Origin of the sequence: Synechococcus sp. H55.11 (assembly GCF_047462475.1) — a bacterium.
In the GTDB taxonomy this organism is placed as follows: Bacteria; Cyanobacteriota; Cyanobacteriia; order Thermostichales; family Thermostichaceae; genus Thermostichus.
In genome coordinates this window covers 2,238-17,433 of sequence record NZ_JANSJI010000243.1, presented here as the reverse complement: position 1 = coordinate 17,433, position 15,196 = coordinate 2,238, and the positions used below count along the sequence as shown (strand labels likewise).

17 protein-coding genes are annotated in these 15,196 nt (G+C 60.0%); 6 read left to right on the top strand and 11 right to left on the bottom strand.

The genetic code is table 11. From position 1 onward, the window contains the following. The 4 genes from NW853_RS09820 to NW853_RS09805 form a co-directional block, all read right to left on the bottom strand. The coding region (locus NW853_RS09820; RefSeq protein ID WP_414348917.1) for a chorismate pyruvate-lyase family protein at positions 1–455 on the bottom strand (455 nt) is incomplete at its 3' end. A 75-nt stretch (positions 456–530) separates the two neighbouring features. Further along, positions 531–1,034 carry an AbrB family transcriptional regulator gene (locus tag NW853_RS09815; protein ID WP_414335049.1) on the bottom strand — a complete coding sequence of 168 codons (504 nt, stop codon included), beginning with the start codon at positions 1,032–1,034 and terminating at the stop codon, positions 531–533. After that, a complete protein-coding gene (locus NW853_RS09810; RefSeq protein ID WP_414335050.1) occupies positions 1,031–1,480 on the bottom strand; it encodes a Fur family transcriptional regulator in 450 nt (149 codons plus the stop codon). Before NW853_RS09810 ends, NW853_RS09815 begins: the two co-directional genes overlap by 4 nt. Positions 1,481–1,509: 29 nt before the next feature. Further along, the gene (locus tag NW853_RS09805; RefSeq protein WP_414335060.1) at positions 1,510–1,833 is read right to left on the bottom strand and encodes a DUF1825 family protein; all 324 of its coding nucleotides are present in this window, start codon (positions 1,831–1,833) and stop codon (positions 1,510–1,512) included. A gap of 156 nt (positions 1,834–1,989) precedes the next feature. Between NW853_RS09805 and cobT the strand changes: the two genes are divergently transcribed. Further along, positions 1,990–3,117 carry a nicotinate mononucleotide-dependent phosphoribosyltransferase CobT gene (gene cobT / locus NW853_RS09800; RefSeq protein WP_414348918.1) on the top strand — a complete coding sequence of 376 codons (1,128 nt, stop codon included), beginning with the start codon at positions 1,990–1,992 and terminating at the stop codon, positions 3,115–3,117. Here the strand turns inward: cobT and clpS are convergent. The 3 genes from clpS to NW853_RS09785 form a co-directional block, all read right to left on the bottom strand. Beyond that, positions 3,066–3,371: an ATP-dependent Clp protease adapter ClpS gene (clpS, locus tag NW853_RS09795; protein ID WP_011430234.1), complete on the bottom strand. Its 306-nt coding sequence runs from the start codon at positions 3,369–3,371 to the stop codon at positions 3,066–3,068. The genes cobT and clpS overlap by 52 nt on opposite strands. A gap of 226 nt (positions 3,372–3,597) precedes the next feature. Further along, entirely contained in the window at positions 3,598–5,376 is a 1,779-nt protein-coding gene (locus NW853_RS09790) for a hypothetical protein (RefSeq protein ID WP_414348916.1), read from the bottom strand. A gap of 133 nt (positions 5,377–5,509) precedes the next feature. After that, positions 5,510–5,911 carry a hypothetical protein gene (locus tag NW853_RS09785; protein ID WP_414335052.1) on the bottom strand — a complete coding sequence of 134 codons (402 nt, stop codon included), beginning with the start codon at positions 5,909–5,911 and terminating at the stop codon, positions 5,510–5,512. 89 nt (positions 5,912–6,000) lie between these two features. Between NW853_RS09785 and NW853_RS09780 the strand changes: the two genes are divergently transcribed. From NW853_RS09780 to NW853_RS09770, 3 genes are all read left to right on the top strand, one after another. Then, the gene (locus NW853_RS09780; protein ID WP_414335053.1) at positions 6,001–6,675 is read left to right on the top strand and encodes a RibD family protein; all 675 of its coding nucleotides are present in this window, start codon (positions 6,001–6,003) and stop codon (positions 6,673–6,675) included. Positions 6,676–7,286: 611 nt separating this feature from the next. Further along, on the top strand, positions 7,287–7,487 hold the full coding sequence (locus NW853_RS09775) for a DUF2811 domain-containing protein (protein ID WP_011430239.1): 201 nt from the start codon (positions 7,287–7,289) through the stop codon (positions 7,485–7,487). A 168-nt stretch (positions 7,488–7,655) separates the two neighbouring features. Then, complete coding sequence (locus NW853_RS09770; protein WP_414348915.1) at positions 7,656–9,455, top strand: tetratricopeptide repeat protein; 1,800 nt, start codon at positions 7,656–7,658, stop codon at positions 9,453–9,455. Here the strand turns inward: NW853_RS09770 and rpaB are convergent. The 4 genes from rpaB to NW853_RS09750 form a co-directional block, all read right to left on the bottom strand. Beyond that, complete coding sequence (gene rpaB, locus NW853_RS09765) at positions 9,440–10,168, bottom strand: response regulator transcription factor RpaB (protein ID WP_414335055.1); 729 nt, start codon at positions 10,166–10,168, stop codon at positions 9,440–9,442. The genes NW853_RS09770 and rpaB overlap by 16 nt on opposite strands. Positions 10,169–10,673: 505 nt before the next feature. Next, positions 10,674–11,480: a DNA repair protein RecO gene (gene recO / locus NW853_RS09760; protein ID WP_414335056.1), complete on the bottom strand. Its 807-nt coding sequence runs from the start codon at positions 11,478–11,480 to the stop codon at positions 10,674–10,676. Beyond that, on the bottom strand, positions 11,477–12,172 hold the full coding sequence (gene deoC, locus NW853_RS09755) for a deoxyribose-phosphate aldolase (RefSeq protein WP_414348914.1): 696 nt from the start codon (positions 12,170–12,172) through the stop codon (positions 11,477–11,479). The genes recO and deoC overlap by 4 nt, the downstream gene beginning before the upstream one ends. Before the next feature lie 125 nt (positions 12,173–12,297). Next, complete coding sequence (locus NW853_RS09750) at positions 12,298–12,762, bottom strand: redox protein (protein ID WP_414335063.1); 465 nt, start codon at positions 12,760–12,762, stop codon at positions 12,298–12,300. A gap of 175 nt (positions 12,763–12,937) precedes the next feature. Between NW853_RS09750 and NW853_RS09745 the strand changes: the two genes are divergently transcribed. Both NW853_RS09745 and NW853_RS09740 read left to right on the top strand, forming a co-directional pair. After that, positions 12,938–13,843, top strand: a complete 906-nt coding sequence (locus NW853_RS09745; protein ID WP_414335058.1) for a LysR family transcriptional regulator — start codon at positions 12,938–12,940, stop codon at positions 13,841–13,843. Positions 13,844–14,078: 235 nt separating this feature from the next. Then, the gene (locus tag NW853_RS09740; protein WP_414348913.1) at positions 14,079–15,101 is read left to right on the top strand and encodes an E3 ubiquitin ligase family protein; all 1,023 of its coding nucleotides are present in this window, start codon (positions 14,079–14,081) and stop codon (positions 15,099–15,101) included. Positions 15,102–15,196 lie beyond the last annotated feature (95 nt).

The window sequence follows — 15,196 nt, the reverse complement described above, 5'->3', positions numbered from 1 at the left end:
TGGGGCAAGTATCGAGCCAGATGGTCGGAGTTCCACCAAGAGGTGGCATAGAGCAAGGGCTGCTGAGAGGTTGCTCCACACAGCCAAACCCGCCGCCGCACCAAGGGGGATCCCAGCCGTGCCAAATCCTTGGCCAGCCGTTGCATGGACTGGGGGGCGGCCCTCTGCTCCGCCGGCAAATCGACCCGGCCCGTGTCGAGCAGATGGGCCTGAATCGGCTCTTGGGTCAAGGCAGCTAGGTTGCGGGTGGTCAAGCCATCCCCCAAGAGCAGCAGGCGCAACACGGGATCCACCTGCACCAACTCAGGCTGTAGCGGGTCTGCCTCCCCCTGCCAATGCAGTTGCAGAGGCCACCAATCGCCTTGGCCAGAGGAGACGTTAGAACAGAGAGCAGCGCTCCAAGGGGATCCTGCGGCGTCGGCCTGGTAGGTCAGTGGAGAAGGGGAAAGTTCCAAGGCGGAGGTTCGGTTGTTAAGTTCTGTATCGCTCCTTAGTCTAACCCACCCCCTGCTGCAGCTCTAGGGGCTTGCCTAGCTGGTGCCCGGCTGGATCAGCAGCCGTACCACCCAGGGGACGACCACGATGACGCTGATCAGGCGGGCCAGATGCATGACCACCACTGTGCTGGTTTGGGCTCCCATGTCCAGGGCAATCAAGCTCATATCGGAAATGCCCCCTGGCGCCGTGCCCAAGATGGCCGTGAGGCGCTCGATGCCCAACCAACGGGAGATCAAATACCCCGACAAAACTCCCGTGCCCACCGCAATCACCGTACAGAGCAGGGCCGGTCGCCACAGATCCTTCAGGGCAAAGAAGGTCTCAGCAGTGAGCTTGCTGCCTAGGAGAATACCCAGCACCACCTGCATGACAAAGCGGATCCCGGCTGGGGGAGTGGGGATCGGGATCGCCCCCCAAACATTGACCAAACCCACTGCTACCATCGAGCCCACCAAGGCTCCTGCCGGCAGCCTCAGCTTGACTGCGATCAGGGCACCTGCCAACCCGATCAACACCGTCCAGAGATAGTTCATCATTGCGGCCTGGCCTCGAGGCAAGGGGATCTCTGCAAAGCAGGGCTTGGCCCACCTTTTCCACGACATTCGGCGCAAATGCCGTAGAAGTCCAGCACATGGTACTCGATCACAAATTGGTAGCGGCTGGCAAGCTGCTCCTCCAGATCTTCCACCGGGCAATCCGGCAGAGGCACCACCCGCCGACATTCGGTGCAGATCAGGTGATGGCGGTTGTGGCCGTTGCTGGGCAGAACCTGATAGTAGGTTTGCTGATCCCCCAAGTTGACCGCTTGCAGCTTGCCCTCATTGCGCAGAGCATCCAAAACTCGGTAAACCGTGGCCAGACCCACCGTGTGGTTGGCATTGCGTAACTCCAAAAAGATCTCTTGCGCCGAAAGGGGCTGTGAGCGCTGCTCTAGCAGCTCCAGAATTAATTTCTGGTTGCGGGTCTGGCGGGAAGAAGACATGATCCTTTTGTCTGGGTCATTCTTTGGGGTCAACGCTCAGAGTCTGCCTCGGCTTTCATGCGCTCTAGGGTCTGGTGCATCTGGTCGAACATTTGGGTTAGGGAGAGCCCAAATCCCCCAAGCTGGGTTTGCAGTTGTTTGATGGTCATCTGAGCCATAAAGTCGTCGGAGAGCTCCAGTCGCTTCATGAAAATGCGCTGGCGCTCCAGCAATTCTTCCATTCGCTCAATGAAGATTTTTTTGCCTTCCCGGTCGAATTGGCCGTAGCGCTCGCCAAGTCGCATCAGGTTTTGGAAGTCCTGAAACAGTTGCTTGGCTTCTTCTTGGACGATCTCCGAGTCGAAAAAACTCATGGCCTTCGGTTTGCTCTGCATAAACTGTATTGGATATACCCATCCTATCCGATCGGGTTGGGGGGCGCAGTCCCTGCCGTTTTCCGGCCAGTACGGGATCCCGCCCTTCGCTTGGGTGGAGAATGGAGTTTGGGCCTGTCTGCCCCGCTCTCTGCTATGTTCCCCTTTCCTGGTGTGAAGGCTTACACGCAGCCGGCTTTGGCCCGGCAGTGGTGCCAACGGGTGCAGGGATCCCGACCGCTGTTTTTGGCCTGCCTGGGGTTTACGGAAACAGCTCTTGTGCCGGGCATCTCCGCTGCCGGCGCCACGCCCTCCTTGCGGCGCTACACGGCCCTTGCCGATGGAGAGGTGCTGCTGGGGGGCTATTCTCACCGCTTGCCCACCTCTCCCGATGGCTATCCTTCACCGGTGGTGATCAGCCGCGCCGTCCTGAGGGAGTTGGGGATCCCCTGTCGCGTGTTCGACTGTGGTTTGCCGGAGCCGCTGCCGGGGGCAGAAACGGTAAGCGCCAGGGGGATGGCCCGCTGCTTGAGCACGGGGCAGGCTTTATCTCTGGAACAGGTGGGATCCCTGTGGCAGGAGGGGTACGAGCGGGGATCCCGGCTGGAGTCGAGCTACTGCGTCATCGGCGAATGTGTGGCAGGGGGCACCACCACGGCACTGGCGGTGTTGCTGGGGCTGGGCTGGCAAGCAGAGGGCATGGTCAACAGCAGCCACCCGGTCTGCAACCACGCCCAAAAGCTGGCCTTGGCGCGGCAAGGTCTGGCCCATCTCTCGCCCAACGCTACAGCGCCGGAGGTGGTGGCCGCTGTGGGGGATCCGATGCAGCCCTTTGTGGCCGGGCTGGCGATGGCGGCAGCCCAGCGGGGGCCGGTGCTGCTGGCGGGCGGCACCCAGATGCTGGCGGTGCTGGCCCTGATGCGGCGCTGGGGGGAAGAGCAAGGGATCCCTTGGCCCCCAGAGAACGTAGTGGTAGGCACCACCCGCTGGGTGGCCGAGGATCCCTCCGGCAATACGGTGGCCTTGGCCGAGTTGCTGGGAACTGCCCCCCTTTTGGCTACCCAACTGAGCTTTGCCAATAGCCGCTACGCCCCCTTACAGGCTTACGAGCGGGGCTATGTCAAGGAGGGGGTGGGGGCGGGTGGGCTGGCCATTGCCAGCAGCCTATATGCCGGCTGGGGCCAGGCAGAGCTGTTGGCCGCCGTTGAGCGCAGCTACGAACAACTCGTGCTTCAGGCCGGCTCCAGGGGGGCCATCGTCAGGCCCTCCCGCAGCAACTGTTGATGGTAGAGCTCCGCTTGCTCTTGCGGGCCGACCCAGACGACCGCTTGCCCTTCGGCATCCACCTGCACGGTTAGTTGTCGCGCCAAGGGCAGGGTCATGCCGGGGATGTACTTGAGCAGGCATTCGGTAACGTGCTGAAAGGTGTTGAAATCGTCATCCAAGACGATCACCTTGAAGTGGGGGTAGGGCTGACGAACCCGGGTTCTCGATGGAGACGACTGCTGAGCAGGTCGAGTGGGAGCTTCCGTGGTCATAGCAGCAGAACTCAAGACAACATCCGGTAACTTTGATGCCTTAGATCCGATTCAACTTTCTCAACAGCCAAAAATTTGCCGCTGTTGATTCTGAATCTATTCTAGTTCCTAGTCTAGTCTAGTGAACTCTGTTGAACGCATTGGCGTCTGCCGGCAGCCCCTATTTGCCTTCGGATCCCCTGCCGGTGCAAGAGATGGGAAAGAGGTGCGGATTCCCGACCCGCTCTCACAACATCAGCTCTTCCCGCAGGGAGCGGCGGGGCTTTTTGCCGCCGAAGTGGTGCTCAAAATAGAGGGCGGTGGCCTGCGACAGGATCCCGGCTTGGGCAAGGGCCTGGCACAGGGATCCCGCCGGCGGCAGGTGCTTCTGAATCTGTTCGATTTGGACGGCGCTGACCAGCCCCGAAGCCTTAAGGTAGTCGGCTACATGCCGTCCACCTGCTAGGTACACAGAGTAGCCGTCTTCGCTGAAAAACTTGACCGTCTCTGGCTTGAGGCCGCTGTGGTGGGTCAGCACATCCGTGAAGGTGCCGCCCTCTGTTTCCCAGGCATGGATGATGGCTTCGATGCCAGCATTGTCGAGGAGGCCGGCTGCCCGCAATTGGGTCAAGATCCGCTGCACCCAAGGGGTGGCCCGCTGCAGCGCTTCCAAGTCCTCTTCTCCCAAATACCCTTGGGGCGGTAATTCCCCTTCTGCTGCTCTTGCGGCTACAGTCGGCGTTGAGATGGCCTGCGGCGGGACTTGTTGCTGGGCCGTAGGCGCGGTGGCAGGGGGAGGGGCTGGCTGTGTCTGAACTGTTTGCAGTTGGGCTTGGAGCTGACGCACCTGCTCTTGGGCCTGTTGGAGCTGGGCTTGGGTTTCTTGGAGTCGAGCTTGAGTTTCCTGCAGTTGCATCTGCAGCCGGTGGATGGTCTCGGCGGCTTCTTGGCGAGCGTGGGCCAGGTCGGCGATGAGGCGAGTTTTCGTCGATTGAGCCAGTTGGAGTTGGTGCTGGTGCTCCTGCAACGATTGGCTCAGGGTGGCCAGTTGGGCTTCCTTCTGCTCCAGCGTCTGGCGCAGGTGGGCTTCCGTTTGCTGGTGCTGCTGCAGCCAGGATCCCAGCTCTTGCAGCTTGGGTTTGGCCTGGGATTGCCATTCTGTCAGCTCGTGGCAGCGGCGACGTAAGGTCTCCAGCTCGGCTTGGGAAGCTTGCAACTGTTTGGCCAGGGCCTGGACTTGCGCGGATCCCCGATCTTGCTGGGCTTGGAGCTGCTCCTCCAACTCTTGAATGCGCTGCTGGGCAGCCCTGTGTTGCTCGGATCCCTGCTGAATCTGGGCGGCCAGTTGGGCTTCCAACTCGGCCATTCGCTGCTGCTGGGCCTGGTAGTTAGCAATCTGCTGCCGCAACTGCTCGGCTGTAGCTTGCTGGTGCTGTCGCTCCTGCTCCAGTTGCGCCTTTAGGGCGGCAACCTGCTCTTGGTAGCGCTCCAGTTGGGCTTTGTATTGCGCGGTAGCTTTGTGAACCTGCTGCGCTGCCTGCAGCGGCGAAGCGTAGAGGGGAGGCTGATCCGGAATGGTGGACCACTGCTCCACCATCACTTCCCAACTGTTGGCAGCTCCTCGCCGTCGCCGTAGCTGCTGCTGCTTGTCGAGGGCCCACTCCAACCAGTGGGGTTGCACCCAGCCCTGCTGCACCAGGATCTCCCCCAACTTGCGCTCGGGGTGGTGCTTTTGCTGAAGCAGAGCTTGATACACGTGCTCCACCTCCAGGTAGCCGTGCAGCACCAGGATCTCGCCGATGCGCACCAACTCGACCGGGATCAAAGGATAGAGATCTTGCGGGGCAACCCAGCCGTGCTGCATACACAGCTCCCCCAACATCAGGGGGCTGTCCGCCTTTTCCCACATGGCCTGAGCCAACTGGGCGGGGGTGAGCAACCCCGCTTTGTTGAGGGCTTCCCCCAAGCGGATCTCGAACTTTTCCCGCTCAATAGCGGCTGGGCTGGAGCTGGTCAACGGATTCATGGGGCCTCTCGGACGTGAGGAGTAAGCTTAACTACAGCTATCATGTCGGAAAATTCTTAGAAAGGCGAGGGAGCGCAACTGTGATGCATTTTGTCAAGCCGGGGATCCACGGATGTTGCAGGAATGTCCATCTTTAAGCTGCAAGAGGCCGTTGTTCCCGGCTCTGAGCAAACTGCTGAAGCCGGCGCAGCATCAGCAATTGTCCCAAGCCCAAGGGCAAGAGAGAAACGGCTTCTACCCGCAACTGCACCCAGCCGTTCCCCCACCGCCAATCACAGTAGCCATCGGCTCCGCCCCACATCAGCAGGCGCAGCCGTTCCGGCAGCAGGGTTTCCACTTGGTGCAGGATCGAGAGGGGGCCCCATTGGACGGCAAAGGTGCTGCCCGGCTCCAGCCTGGCGGGCAGGGATCCCTGCAATTGCTGTGGCCAGATCCACTGCTGCAACAACTCCACCTCGGTCAAGCAGCGCTGTATCGTCGATGCACTGGCCTCGACTTCGATGCGGATGGTGGAAGATTGGAATGTCCCGAGCATCCTTGTCCCGCGTAGGTGACCCCAAAACCAAAGCGGCAAGGGGGTGACCCCTGTCAACTCTATTCTGGCCGATTGCTCCCGATTTGCCTTTGAAAACGGCTCGTCCCCATGTGGTGGCCATCTTGGCCCAAAGTCTGGATGGCAAGCTGGCAGCTCACCGCGGGCAAAGGCCCCACTTCGCCAGCGCCGAAGACTATCGGCACCTGGAAAACCAAGCTGCCCGGCAACAGGCTTTGATTATGGGGGCGGCCACGCTGCGGGCCTACGGCACCAGCCTTCGCCTCCGGGATCCCGAGCTCATCCAACGCCGACTCCAGCAGGGCCTCTCCCCTCAGCCTCTGACGATCATCTGCTCCGGCAGCGGGGATATTCCTGAGGATTTGCCGTTTTTTCGGCAGCCCCTCACCCGTTGGCTGTGGACCACTCCCCAGGGATCCCGGATTTGGGAGAACCGCACCGGCTTTGCAGATATCTGGGTGGCTGCCGATTGGGATCTGCCGGCACGGCTGGCCCGCCTGCGCAGTTTGGGCATTGAACGGGTGGGGTTGCTGGGCGGGGGGCGGCTTTTGGGGGCGTTTTTGCAGGCAGGGAGCTTGGATGAGCTGTGGGTAACCCTGGCGCCGGTGTTGCTGAGTGGGTATGCCGATGCCCCGGCTAGCATCGAGGGCTGGCAACTGCAGGGATCCCCGCCCCAGCTGGAGCTGCTGGAGTGCCACCGTGGCTCTAAGGAGCTGTTCTTGCGCTACCGGGTCGAGTGGCCCTGAGGGGGCTCGCGAGAAAAAATTTTTGGACAAATTTAGATTTCTCAGAAATCCACAGGTTTTCCCCAGACTTTCCACAGGCGGGCGGGCTGTTTTCCACAGACTCCTTGCCACAGGAAACGGCAGCGAGGGTTTCTGTGGAAAAGTCCAAACTGGAAAGTTCAGGCGGATACACCTTTAGGAATGTAACGGGATCGCGCCGTTTTTGCCGATGGCATCAAAGCCAGCGGCGGACTTTAACAAACTTGGAGCCGCTGCCCAGGATTGACAGCCCCCATGGGGCAGAGGGCAGAATAGCCGCACCTGAGGTGAGGGGGAGATTTTCCTGGCAGCTCTCCTCAGAGGCAAAGAACCCTTTGCCCAAGAACTCTATCCCTTCTCCTGCCTGAGACAAGGCCAAGGGGCAGCCTGGTATCCTCTGGCCGCTGCCGGACGGGCTAGGGGCAAACTTCTACAGACTGTCTTGCTTTTGACGGGGCTGATGCGGCCCCCGGCATACCCAAGTTAGAGAGCTGGGTTGGTTTGTTTGCGATTCCCTTCTGGGCAGGCCCGGTTTTGGCCGGATCCCTAGGTTTTCTTGGTTTCACTGTTAACCCCGAGTAGGTGGTTGGGCTATGGATTCTCCCACCGTCAGCATTTTGAGCGAAATTCCCGAGGAGCTACACGACACTCTCAAAAACTACCTCTCTCGTCACCCCGACTGGGATCAAGATCGGGTGGTGACGGCGGCACTCTCGCTATTCCTGCTCCAGAGCGGAGACACAGATCGGCGCGCCGCCCGTATTTACTTAGACAGCCTGTTTCGCCGCAACTGAGCCCTCGGAAGGCAAGCCCCGAAGATGGCCCGATGTATGGGCAGGGGGGTAGGAACACTCTGTCAAGAACGTCCTACTAACCTGAACTGTTAACCTGAGTAGGAAGATGTCCCGCTGTTGCCGCATGCCGGCGGGAAGGGTAAAAAGGGATCCACCAAGGGAAAAACCGTGCCACAGGGCTTCGGGCGAGGAAAAAGCGACCGGCAGACGGCTGGGCCAAAGGGCCTAGGACGAGGCTCCGCTCTACCCCCCTGCCCTTCCCCAGAGGCGACCCTGGCGCTGGCCGAGCGCCACCGACAAGCAGGGGATCTGGAGACGGCACTGCACCTCTGCCGGCAGCTTACCCGGGCCCATCCCCACCTGTTCGCCGCCCAGGCGTTGCTGGGATCCCTCTATCTGCAGATGGGGGATCCCTGCCAAGCCCTGACCCCCCTGCAATTGGCTTTGCATCTGAGAAGGGATTGGGTGCCAGCCTGGCAGGAGCTGGGCGATGCCTGGATGCTACTGGGCAACCCGGAGGAGGCGGCGCGCGCCTATGAACAGGGCTTGGCTTTTGCTCCTGCCGATGGGCAACTGCTCTTGCGGTTGGGCAGTTGTTGGCTGGCTTTGGGGAAACGGGAGCAGGCGATTGCGGTGCTGCGCCAGGCCGCAGCAGCCCAGCCGCCCCAAGTTTATGCTTTGGCGGCTTTGGGGAACGCCCTCCTGTTCGACAACCAGCTTGGGGAAGCGGAAGCCTGGTTTCGCCGCGCTCTCGCCCTGGCGCCGCAGGAGGGGCGGATTCTCGTCAACCTCGGCCACTGCCTGCACCTACAAGACCGCCTAGAGGAGGCCGCCGACTGTCTGCGACAGGCCATCCCGCTGCTGCCGGAGGAGGCGCAGCCCCACAACAACCTGGGCACCGTCCTGCAAGAGCAAAACCAACTCGAGGCCGCTATTGAGGCTTATCGACGCGGCCTGCAGTTGGCCCCCGACTGGCCGGAGATCCATTACAACCTGGGCACGGCCTTGCTCACCCTGGGCCGCTATGAGGAGGGGTGGCGGGAGTACGAATGGCGGCTGCAGCGACAAGGGGCAGCCTATCCGCGCTTCCTCTCGCCCCTGTGGCCGGGATCCCCTCTGGGCCAGCAGACGCTGCTGATCTACGCCGAACAAGGGCTGGGGGACACGATTCAGTTTGTGCGCTACCTGCCGCTCTTGGCCGCCGCCCATCCTGCAGCCCAAATTTTCTTCCGCTGTCAGGGATCCCTCGTCGAGCTGGGGCAAGCCGCCTTCCCCCAGGTACAGGTTATCTCGGAGAGGGATCCCTTGCCCTCTTTCGACCAGCACCTGCCCTTGCTCAGCCTGCCCCACCGCCTGGGCACCACGCTGGAGACAATTCCCGCCCGCATCCCCTATCTGACCTGTCCCGATGGGAGCTCGGCCTGGCCGGAAGATTGGCCAGAGCTTCCCCCGCGAAAACTGAAGGTGGGACTGGTATGGGCCAGTGGCCGCCGCGCCAACCCTGAGCTAAACCGCGTGCAAAGGCTGAAAAGTTGTCCTTTGGACTTGCTGCTCCGGGAATTGCCAACGTCCGCCATCCAGTGGGTCAGCCTACAGGTGGGGGAAGATCTAAGCCCAGTGGGATCCCTCCTGGAACAGCACCAGGTGATGGAGTTGGGATCCCGTTTTCGCCATTTTGTCGATACAGCCGCAGCCGTTGCCCAGTTGGATCTGGTGATCAGCGTCGATACAGCCGTTGCTCATTTGGCCGGCGCGATGGGCAAGCCGGTGTGGGTGCTGTTGCCCTTTGCCGCCGATTGGCGCTGGCTCCTCCAGCGGCAAGACAGCCCCTGGTACCCTGAGACAATGCGCCTGTTTCGGCAAAACACACCAGGAGACTGGGTTGGCGTGTTGCGGCAGGTGCGGGTCGCCCTCGAAGAGACGCTGTCAGGGATCCCTTCTCAAAACCCCACCTATTCCTCGCCCTGAACGATGCGCTGAAACAAATAGCCGGTGCCGCGGGCCGTCAGGATCAGCTCTGGATTGCTGGGGTCATCTTCCAGCTTGGCCCGCAGCCGCGAAATGTGGACATCCACCACCCGCGTATCCACATGGCGCTCCGGGGTATAGCCCCACACCTCCTGCAAAATCTCGGAGCGGGAAAACGGCTCCCCCGAGCGGCTGACCAACAGCTCCAGCAGACTGAACTCCATCCCGGTCAGGCGAATGCGCTCGTCCCGTTTATAGACCTGCCGCTTGTTGGTATCGATGCGGATATCCCCCACCTGAATCACTCCAGAACTGGGGATCCCCTCGTGGCTTGCCCGCGCCACCCGTCGCAGCACCGAGCGAATGCGGGCTTCCAGTTCCTTGGGCGAAAAGGGCTTGACCACATAGTCGTCTGCCCCCAGCTCCAACCCCGTGATGCGGTCGGCCACATCCCCCAACGCCGTCAGCATGATGATCGGAATGTCGGATTCCTTGCGCAACTCCTGGCAAACTCCATAGCCATCCAGCTTTGGCATCATCACATCCAGCACCACCAGGTCGGGATCCTGCTTGTGGAAAACCTCCAGCGCCTCCTCGCCATCCGAAGCCGTAACCACGTCGTACCCGATCATGGACAGACGGGTTTCCAAAATGCGTCGAATGCTAGCCTCGTCGTCGACCACCAGAATCCGTTCCTTACGCTGTGCTTCCACGGTGCCGCAACTCCTGAACTTCTCAATAAAAAAGATTAGAAAAATTGAGGCAAGCGCTAAATTGGGGTGAGCAGATGCAATGGGGCCGATCTGGAATGGATGGGTTTGCCCAGGGAATTTCAGACCCCCCAACCCCTCGTCTGTTGGCGGCCAAAGCCGCACCTCAAGGATGCAGCCCTGGGAAACAGACACAGAACAGCAGGCTCTTTGGCCACCGGACTCGATCTTAAAGTTCTAAACTTTGTCCAGCAGCACAGGCGTGGCCCCCTGACAAACCCTTGCGGTTGACCCCTGCCAAACCTGAGAAACCTTCGTAAGAAGTTACTTTCTACTCCCTAATTTATCATCCAGAAACGGCTGCTACCCCACCTTGACGCTCTATTCTGCGGCAATTTAGCCCAACTTGATACATACCTTCACAACTTCTTCAGGTTGCGACAAGGGCTGCGCTGGGTCGAAATGACTCGAATGGCTATTCGGCAGAAAAAGTGGCTGCCGCCACTCCCTAGCCGTTGGCAGTGGGAAGAGTATAGCAACTGTCCAGCAGGCCAGCGGAACGGATTTCGCGGTCGGCGTGATGCTCCAAAACGCGCCGCAACAGACGTTCTGCCTCCAGCCAAGCCGCCAAGGGCAGCGAATCTTCGGCCAGGGGCAAAGTTGGACTGGGCAGGGATCCCAAAGCTTGCAGGACGGAACTGGAGACCCAGACAATTGGGCTGGGCCGCTGCGCCACCCGGCAAGGATCGCAGACCAAGCCGCCCAATTGCGGGCTGAAAAAAACGTTATCGACCAACCCCCCCCCGCAGAAGTGACAGGCTTGCACCTGGGGAGCGAACCCTGCCAACGCCAGGAGGTGATACAGCCCATGGATGAGCAAAGGCAAAACGGCCCGCTCCGAAGCGGCCCGTTCGATGCGTTGCAAGTGTTCCACCAACACCACAAACAGCTCTTCCTGGGCTTGGTCGGGCAAGGCCAGTAGCAAGGCCACCTCCGCCAGGTACTGGGCCGCCGTGAGATGGGCCAAGCTGCGGCCAAGACGAGGAAAAGTCTGGAGAGTTTCCACCTGGACAATGCGCTGCAGACGTTGGCAGGCCTCCGTCTGGGCAGACCAGCGCCCCCGCGCGATCAGCAGCTCGTTGATGACAAAGGGCTCCATTCGCCCTCCCCACTTGGAAGGCTGCTTACGGGATCCCTTGGCCACCGCGCGGATCAAGCCTTGCTCGCGGGTCAAGATGGTTATGATCCGATCCGACTCGCCCAGCGGGATCCCCTTTAGGTTGATGCCCGTCACCCGATAGGTGCGCCCACTCATGCGGTTCCTCTGGCTTGCAGCTCTTGCATGAGCTCCAGCCCCCAAGAGGTGCCGATGCGGCTGGCCCCTGCTTGGATCATGGCCTCTGCTTGAGCCAGCGTGCGAATGCCGCCCGAAGCTTTCACCCCCACTTTACCCCGGCTGAGCTGCCACAACAGTTGCACATCTGCCGGCGTCGCCCCGCCCATCCAGCCGGTGGAGGTCATCAAAAAAGCTGCCCCCGCATCGATGCAAATCTCCCCGGCCAGCTTTTTCTCTGCCTCGGTCAAGAGGGCCGTTTCCAAAATGGCCTTGACGCAAACCCCCGTTTCTTCCACCAGTTGGGCAATCTCGGCATGGAGGCGATCCAGCTCCCCCGCCTTGAGCCAGGCCAAGTTGATGCGGACATCCAGCTCCCGGCACCCCTGCTCCACCGCCAGTTGAGCCTCATAGAGCTTAGCCTCCGCAGTGGTGGTGCCCAAGGGAAACCCCACCACCGTGCTTACCTTGACCGGGGATCCATGCAGCCGCTCCACCACCCGCGGCACGTAACAAGGTGGAACGCAAAAAGTGGGAAAACAGTAGCGCAAGGCAATTGCGCACCCCTGCTCGATCTGTTCTGGGGTCACCATCGGCAACAGCAGCGTGTGGTCGATGTACTCCGCCAAATTGATCGAGCTATCCGCCGCGCCCTTACGCTCCAGAGAAAGCATGGGTCGAGCCCCCAGCACCCTTCTCTACTTTAGCCCCAGTTTTCGCCCGCAGGGAGCCGCAAGGATGGCCGAGCCTTATCGGTGTACCACCGCCCGATCGCCAGCCTTGATTGACCTGCCGCGTGCTAGGCACAAATGCGGGGCAAAGGTGCGGGCGCCGAGGTCACCTGCAGCAATCGGGGAATACGGCTGCTGTCGTAGATGCGAAATTCTTTTTCCAAGATGGCTTTTTCGTCGCGCACCGCCTGGTTCAAAACGATGGATCCCTGCGGATCGGAGATGGAACGGTGGAAAGTGCCGGGGGGAATGCGCAAAATACCTCGATTGGCTTCCAAGCGCACAATGTGGAAGGGATCCCGCCAGCTAAAATTCACCAAATAAAACGTCCGCCCGCCCCACAGAGCCAACAAGTTGTCCTCTTGGTGGGGATGCATGTAAAACTGCCAATAGCCTTGAGGATTGTCGGGGGGACTGATGGCCGGCCCATCATGATAAACCAAGTCGCGGGCGTTGGATTGGGCAACTGTGATGTCGAAAAAACGTACGCCGGGGGTATCTCGAAATTGATGAAAAGGCAGCAGGGCAAACATGGAGCTCGCCATGGGAACACCTGACCAACGACAGAGAGAAAAACAGGTTTTCACACTGTTTCGTGCTGTTTCGCAGTGTGAAGATGGAGTTATGTCGTCAGTTTAGTCAGGCCCAGCAGAGGGTTCAAATCTGAGATAGCATCACATCTATGCGCAGATCGAATAGATGGGATCCATGAACATCTCACAACTGCGAACTCTGGTGGCTGTGGTGGAGCGGGGGAATTTCAGCGATGCCGCCCTGCAATTGCAGATTTCCCAGTCGGCGGTGAGCCGGGCCATCGCCAGCCTAGAGGAAGAATTGGGGGTGTCTGTGTTGGTGCGCGGTCGCTTTGGGGCCCGCCTAACGCCGGTGGGGGAGCGACTAATGCGCCATGTCCGCAAGATGCTGCAACTGTGGGAACAAATGGAGTATGAAGCCAACCTGGAAAAAGGGTTGCGGGGGGGAAATGTGCGGGTTGCCGCTTTTCGCAGTGCTGCAACCCATTTGCTGCCGCCGGTGATTGCCCGCTTCCGCCAACAATTTCCGCAGGTTGCCGTCACCCTTACAGAAGAAGATCCGGCCACAGTGGAACATCTGCTGCGCTCAGGCCAGGTGGATATTGGCCTATTGCCCTTGCCGCGGGCTGCTGAGGATCTGCAGACGTGGGAGATCGCCCGCGACGAGTTCATTTTGTTGGTTCCGCTGAGTTTTGGGCCCCTGCCGGAAACCCTCACTTGGGAGGATCTTTCCCGCTTTTCTTACATTCTCTACAACTACGCCGAATGCACCACGGCGGTGCGCAACCACTGGGAAGCGGCCCACCAAACCCTCAAGGTGGCCTACTTGGTGAAGGAAGACTCCACCATTGTGAACATGGTGGCGCAGGGTCTGGGGGCTGCTATTTTGCCCCGCTTGGCTGCCCTCCCCATTCCCGCAGGGATCCAGATCCGCCGCTTGCCCATCCCCCTGGAGCGGGTGATCGGGGCTGCCATCCTGGCCTCGGCGCTGCATCCGCCGGCAGTCTTTGCCTTCCTGGAAGCCTTACGGGGAAACCCGTCCCAGTTGCCGGGTGGAGAGCTGGCCTTAAACTCCTCTTAAAATCCTGTTCCCAGGTAACTGCTAGCATGAGGCCAACTTCACTCCCATCCCATCGGAAAGGAAGGCCTCTATGAACTGGCTGACGCTGCTTGGGCTACTTTGTCTTCCCGGCTCTCTGTTTTCATTTTTTGAGTATTTGCGCTCCCAGAGGTTGGTTCAGCAGCTCTCTGCAACTCGGTTGCTCAAGGTAGCCGAGCTTCGCAATCTCGGTCAGACAAGCCCAAAAGGATCGAACTTGGCCCAAGTTTACGGCAGGATTGTGTGCGATCGGCCTTTGGTATCGGAGTTTTCACGCCAGCCTTGTGTCTACTACAAGTCGGAGATCACTTGGGAGTATGACGAAGCCGAGTGCTATCGAAAGTATTTGAATAGCGAAGGCGATGTCGCCTACAGGGAACGGATCAGCGAAGGCGAATACCAGAACGCTCTGCGCTTGGGATCTCGGGCAAAATCCTATCCGGGGGGAATGACCGGAAAAAGGCCCGGCTTGGGCTACTCTGACTCCGGTTCTTTCCAGAAAAGGGTGGATCCCGGCTACTCTGATTCTTTCCAACAAAAGCCCGGCTCTGGCTACTTCAGCGCGGCCTCCTTTCAGCAAAAACCCGGCTCTGGCTACCCCCCTTCGGACTTTTTCCAGAAAAAGCCTGGTTACTCCGATTACCCGCAAAAGCCTGGCTTCCCAGGCCATCTGGAAAAATCGCAGTTTTCTGAAGCAGGCCCTCCCCAGAAGTACTACAGCAATGTGTACTACGATCCGAGCACGGGTCGGGAATATCTCCTTGAGAGAGAGACAGAAACAAGAACTGAGACCCTTCACTCGGTGGTTCGCCAGCTCCCTTTTTTCATCGAAGACGAAACCGGAAGGGTGAGGGTGGATCCCACAGGTGCCGAGGTAGAGGCCATGTTGGTTGTGGATGAGACTGTTTTCCCCGGAAAAGGCCCCAGCCGGTTCAACTTCGATCTCAAACGCTACTTTTCCCGGATGAGAACAGAAAATCGCTCCACCCGCTCCTTTGTCTACAAAGAATGGGTGCTCCCGGTGGATGGGATGGCCTTTGCCATGGGGGAGGTGCGTTCTGAGGCAGGGGATCCTGTGATCCGAAAACCCCTTTCGGGAGGACGGTTCATCATCGCGCCCAAATCCGCTGAGGCCCTCTTGGAAGAGCACCGCTCCAATGCCTACGGCTTCTTGGCGGGATCCCTCGTCCTGCTGGGCATTGGCGTTTTCACCGTGCTCCACCTGCTGCAGTCCCTGTAGCCCTATCGGCGATAGGCTCCCATCCTCTCTCCTCACTGTTGTAGTCATTGCTACACAACGCTGTCGCGAACGCGCCGCTTCAGCTCCCCTCTCCC

What these genes read in the sequence shown, in the direction of transcription:
- recO (WP_414335056.1), bottom strand. Translation starts at nt 11,480, where the DNA reads ATGAGTGGGCGCACCTATCGGGTGACGGGCATCAACCTAAAGGGGATC.
- NW853_RS09745 (WP_414335058.1), top strand. Translation starts at nt 12,938, where the DNA reads ATGAACATCTCACAACTGCGAACTCTGGTGGCTGTGGTGGAGCGGGGG.
- NW853_RS09810 (WP_414335050.1), bottom strand. Translation starts at nt 1,480, where the DNA reads ATGTCTTCTTCCCGCCAGACCCGCAACCAGAAATTAATTCTGGAGCTG.
- NW853_RS09790 (WP_414348916.1), bottom strand. Translation starts at nt 5,376, where the DNA reads ATGAATCCGTTGACCAGCTCCAGCCCAGCCGCTATTGAGCGGGAAAAG.
- NW853_RS09805 (WP_414335060.1), bottom strand. Translation starts at nt 1,833, where the DNA reads ATGAGTTTTTTCGACTCGGAGATCGTCCAAGAAGAAGCCAAGCAACTG.
- clpS (WP_011430234.1), bottom strand. Translation starts at nt 3,371, where the DNA reads ATGACCACGGAAGCTCCCACTCGACCTGCTCAGCAGTCGTCTCCATCG.
- NW853_RS09815 (WP_414335049.1), bottom strand. Translation starts at nt 1,034, where the DNA reads ATGATGAACTATCTCTGGACGGTGTTGATCGGGTTGGCAGGTGCCCTG.
- deoC (WP_414348914.1), bottom strand. Translation starts at nt 12,172, where the DNA reads ATGCTTTCTCTGGAGCGTAAGGGCGCGGCGGATAGCTCGATCAATTTG.
- NW853_RS09750 (WP_414335063.1), bottom strand. Translation starts at nt 12,762, where the DNA reads ATGTTTGCCCTGCTGCCTTTTCATCAATTTCGAGATACCCCCGGCGTA.
- NW853_RS09785 (WP_414335052.1), bottom strand. Translation starts at nt 5,911, where the DNA reads ATGCTCGGGACATTCCAATCTTCCACCATCCGCATCGAAGTCGAGGCC.
- cobT (WP_414348918.1), top strand. Translation starts at nt 1,990, where the DNA reads ATGTTCCCCTTTCCTGGTGTGAAGGCTTACACGCAGCCGGCTTTGGCC.
- NW853_RS09775 (WP_011430239.1), top strand. Translation starts at nt 7,287, where the DNA reads ATGGATTCTCCCACCGTCAGCATTTTGAGCGAAATTCCCGAGGAGCTA.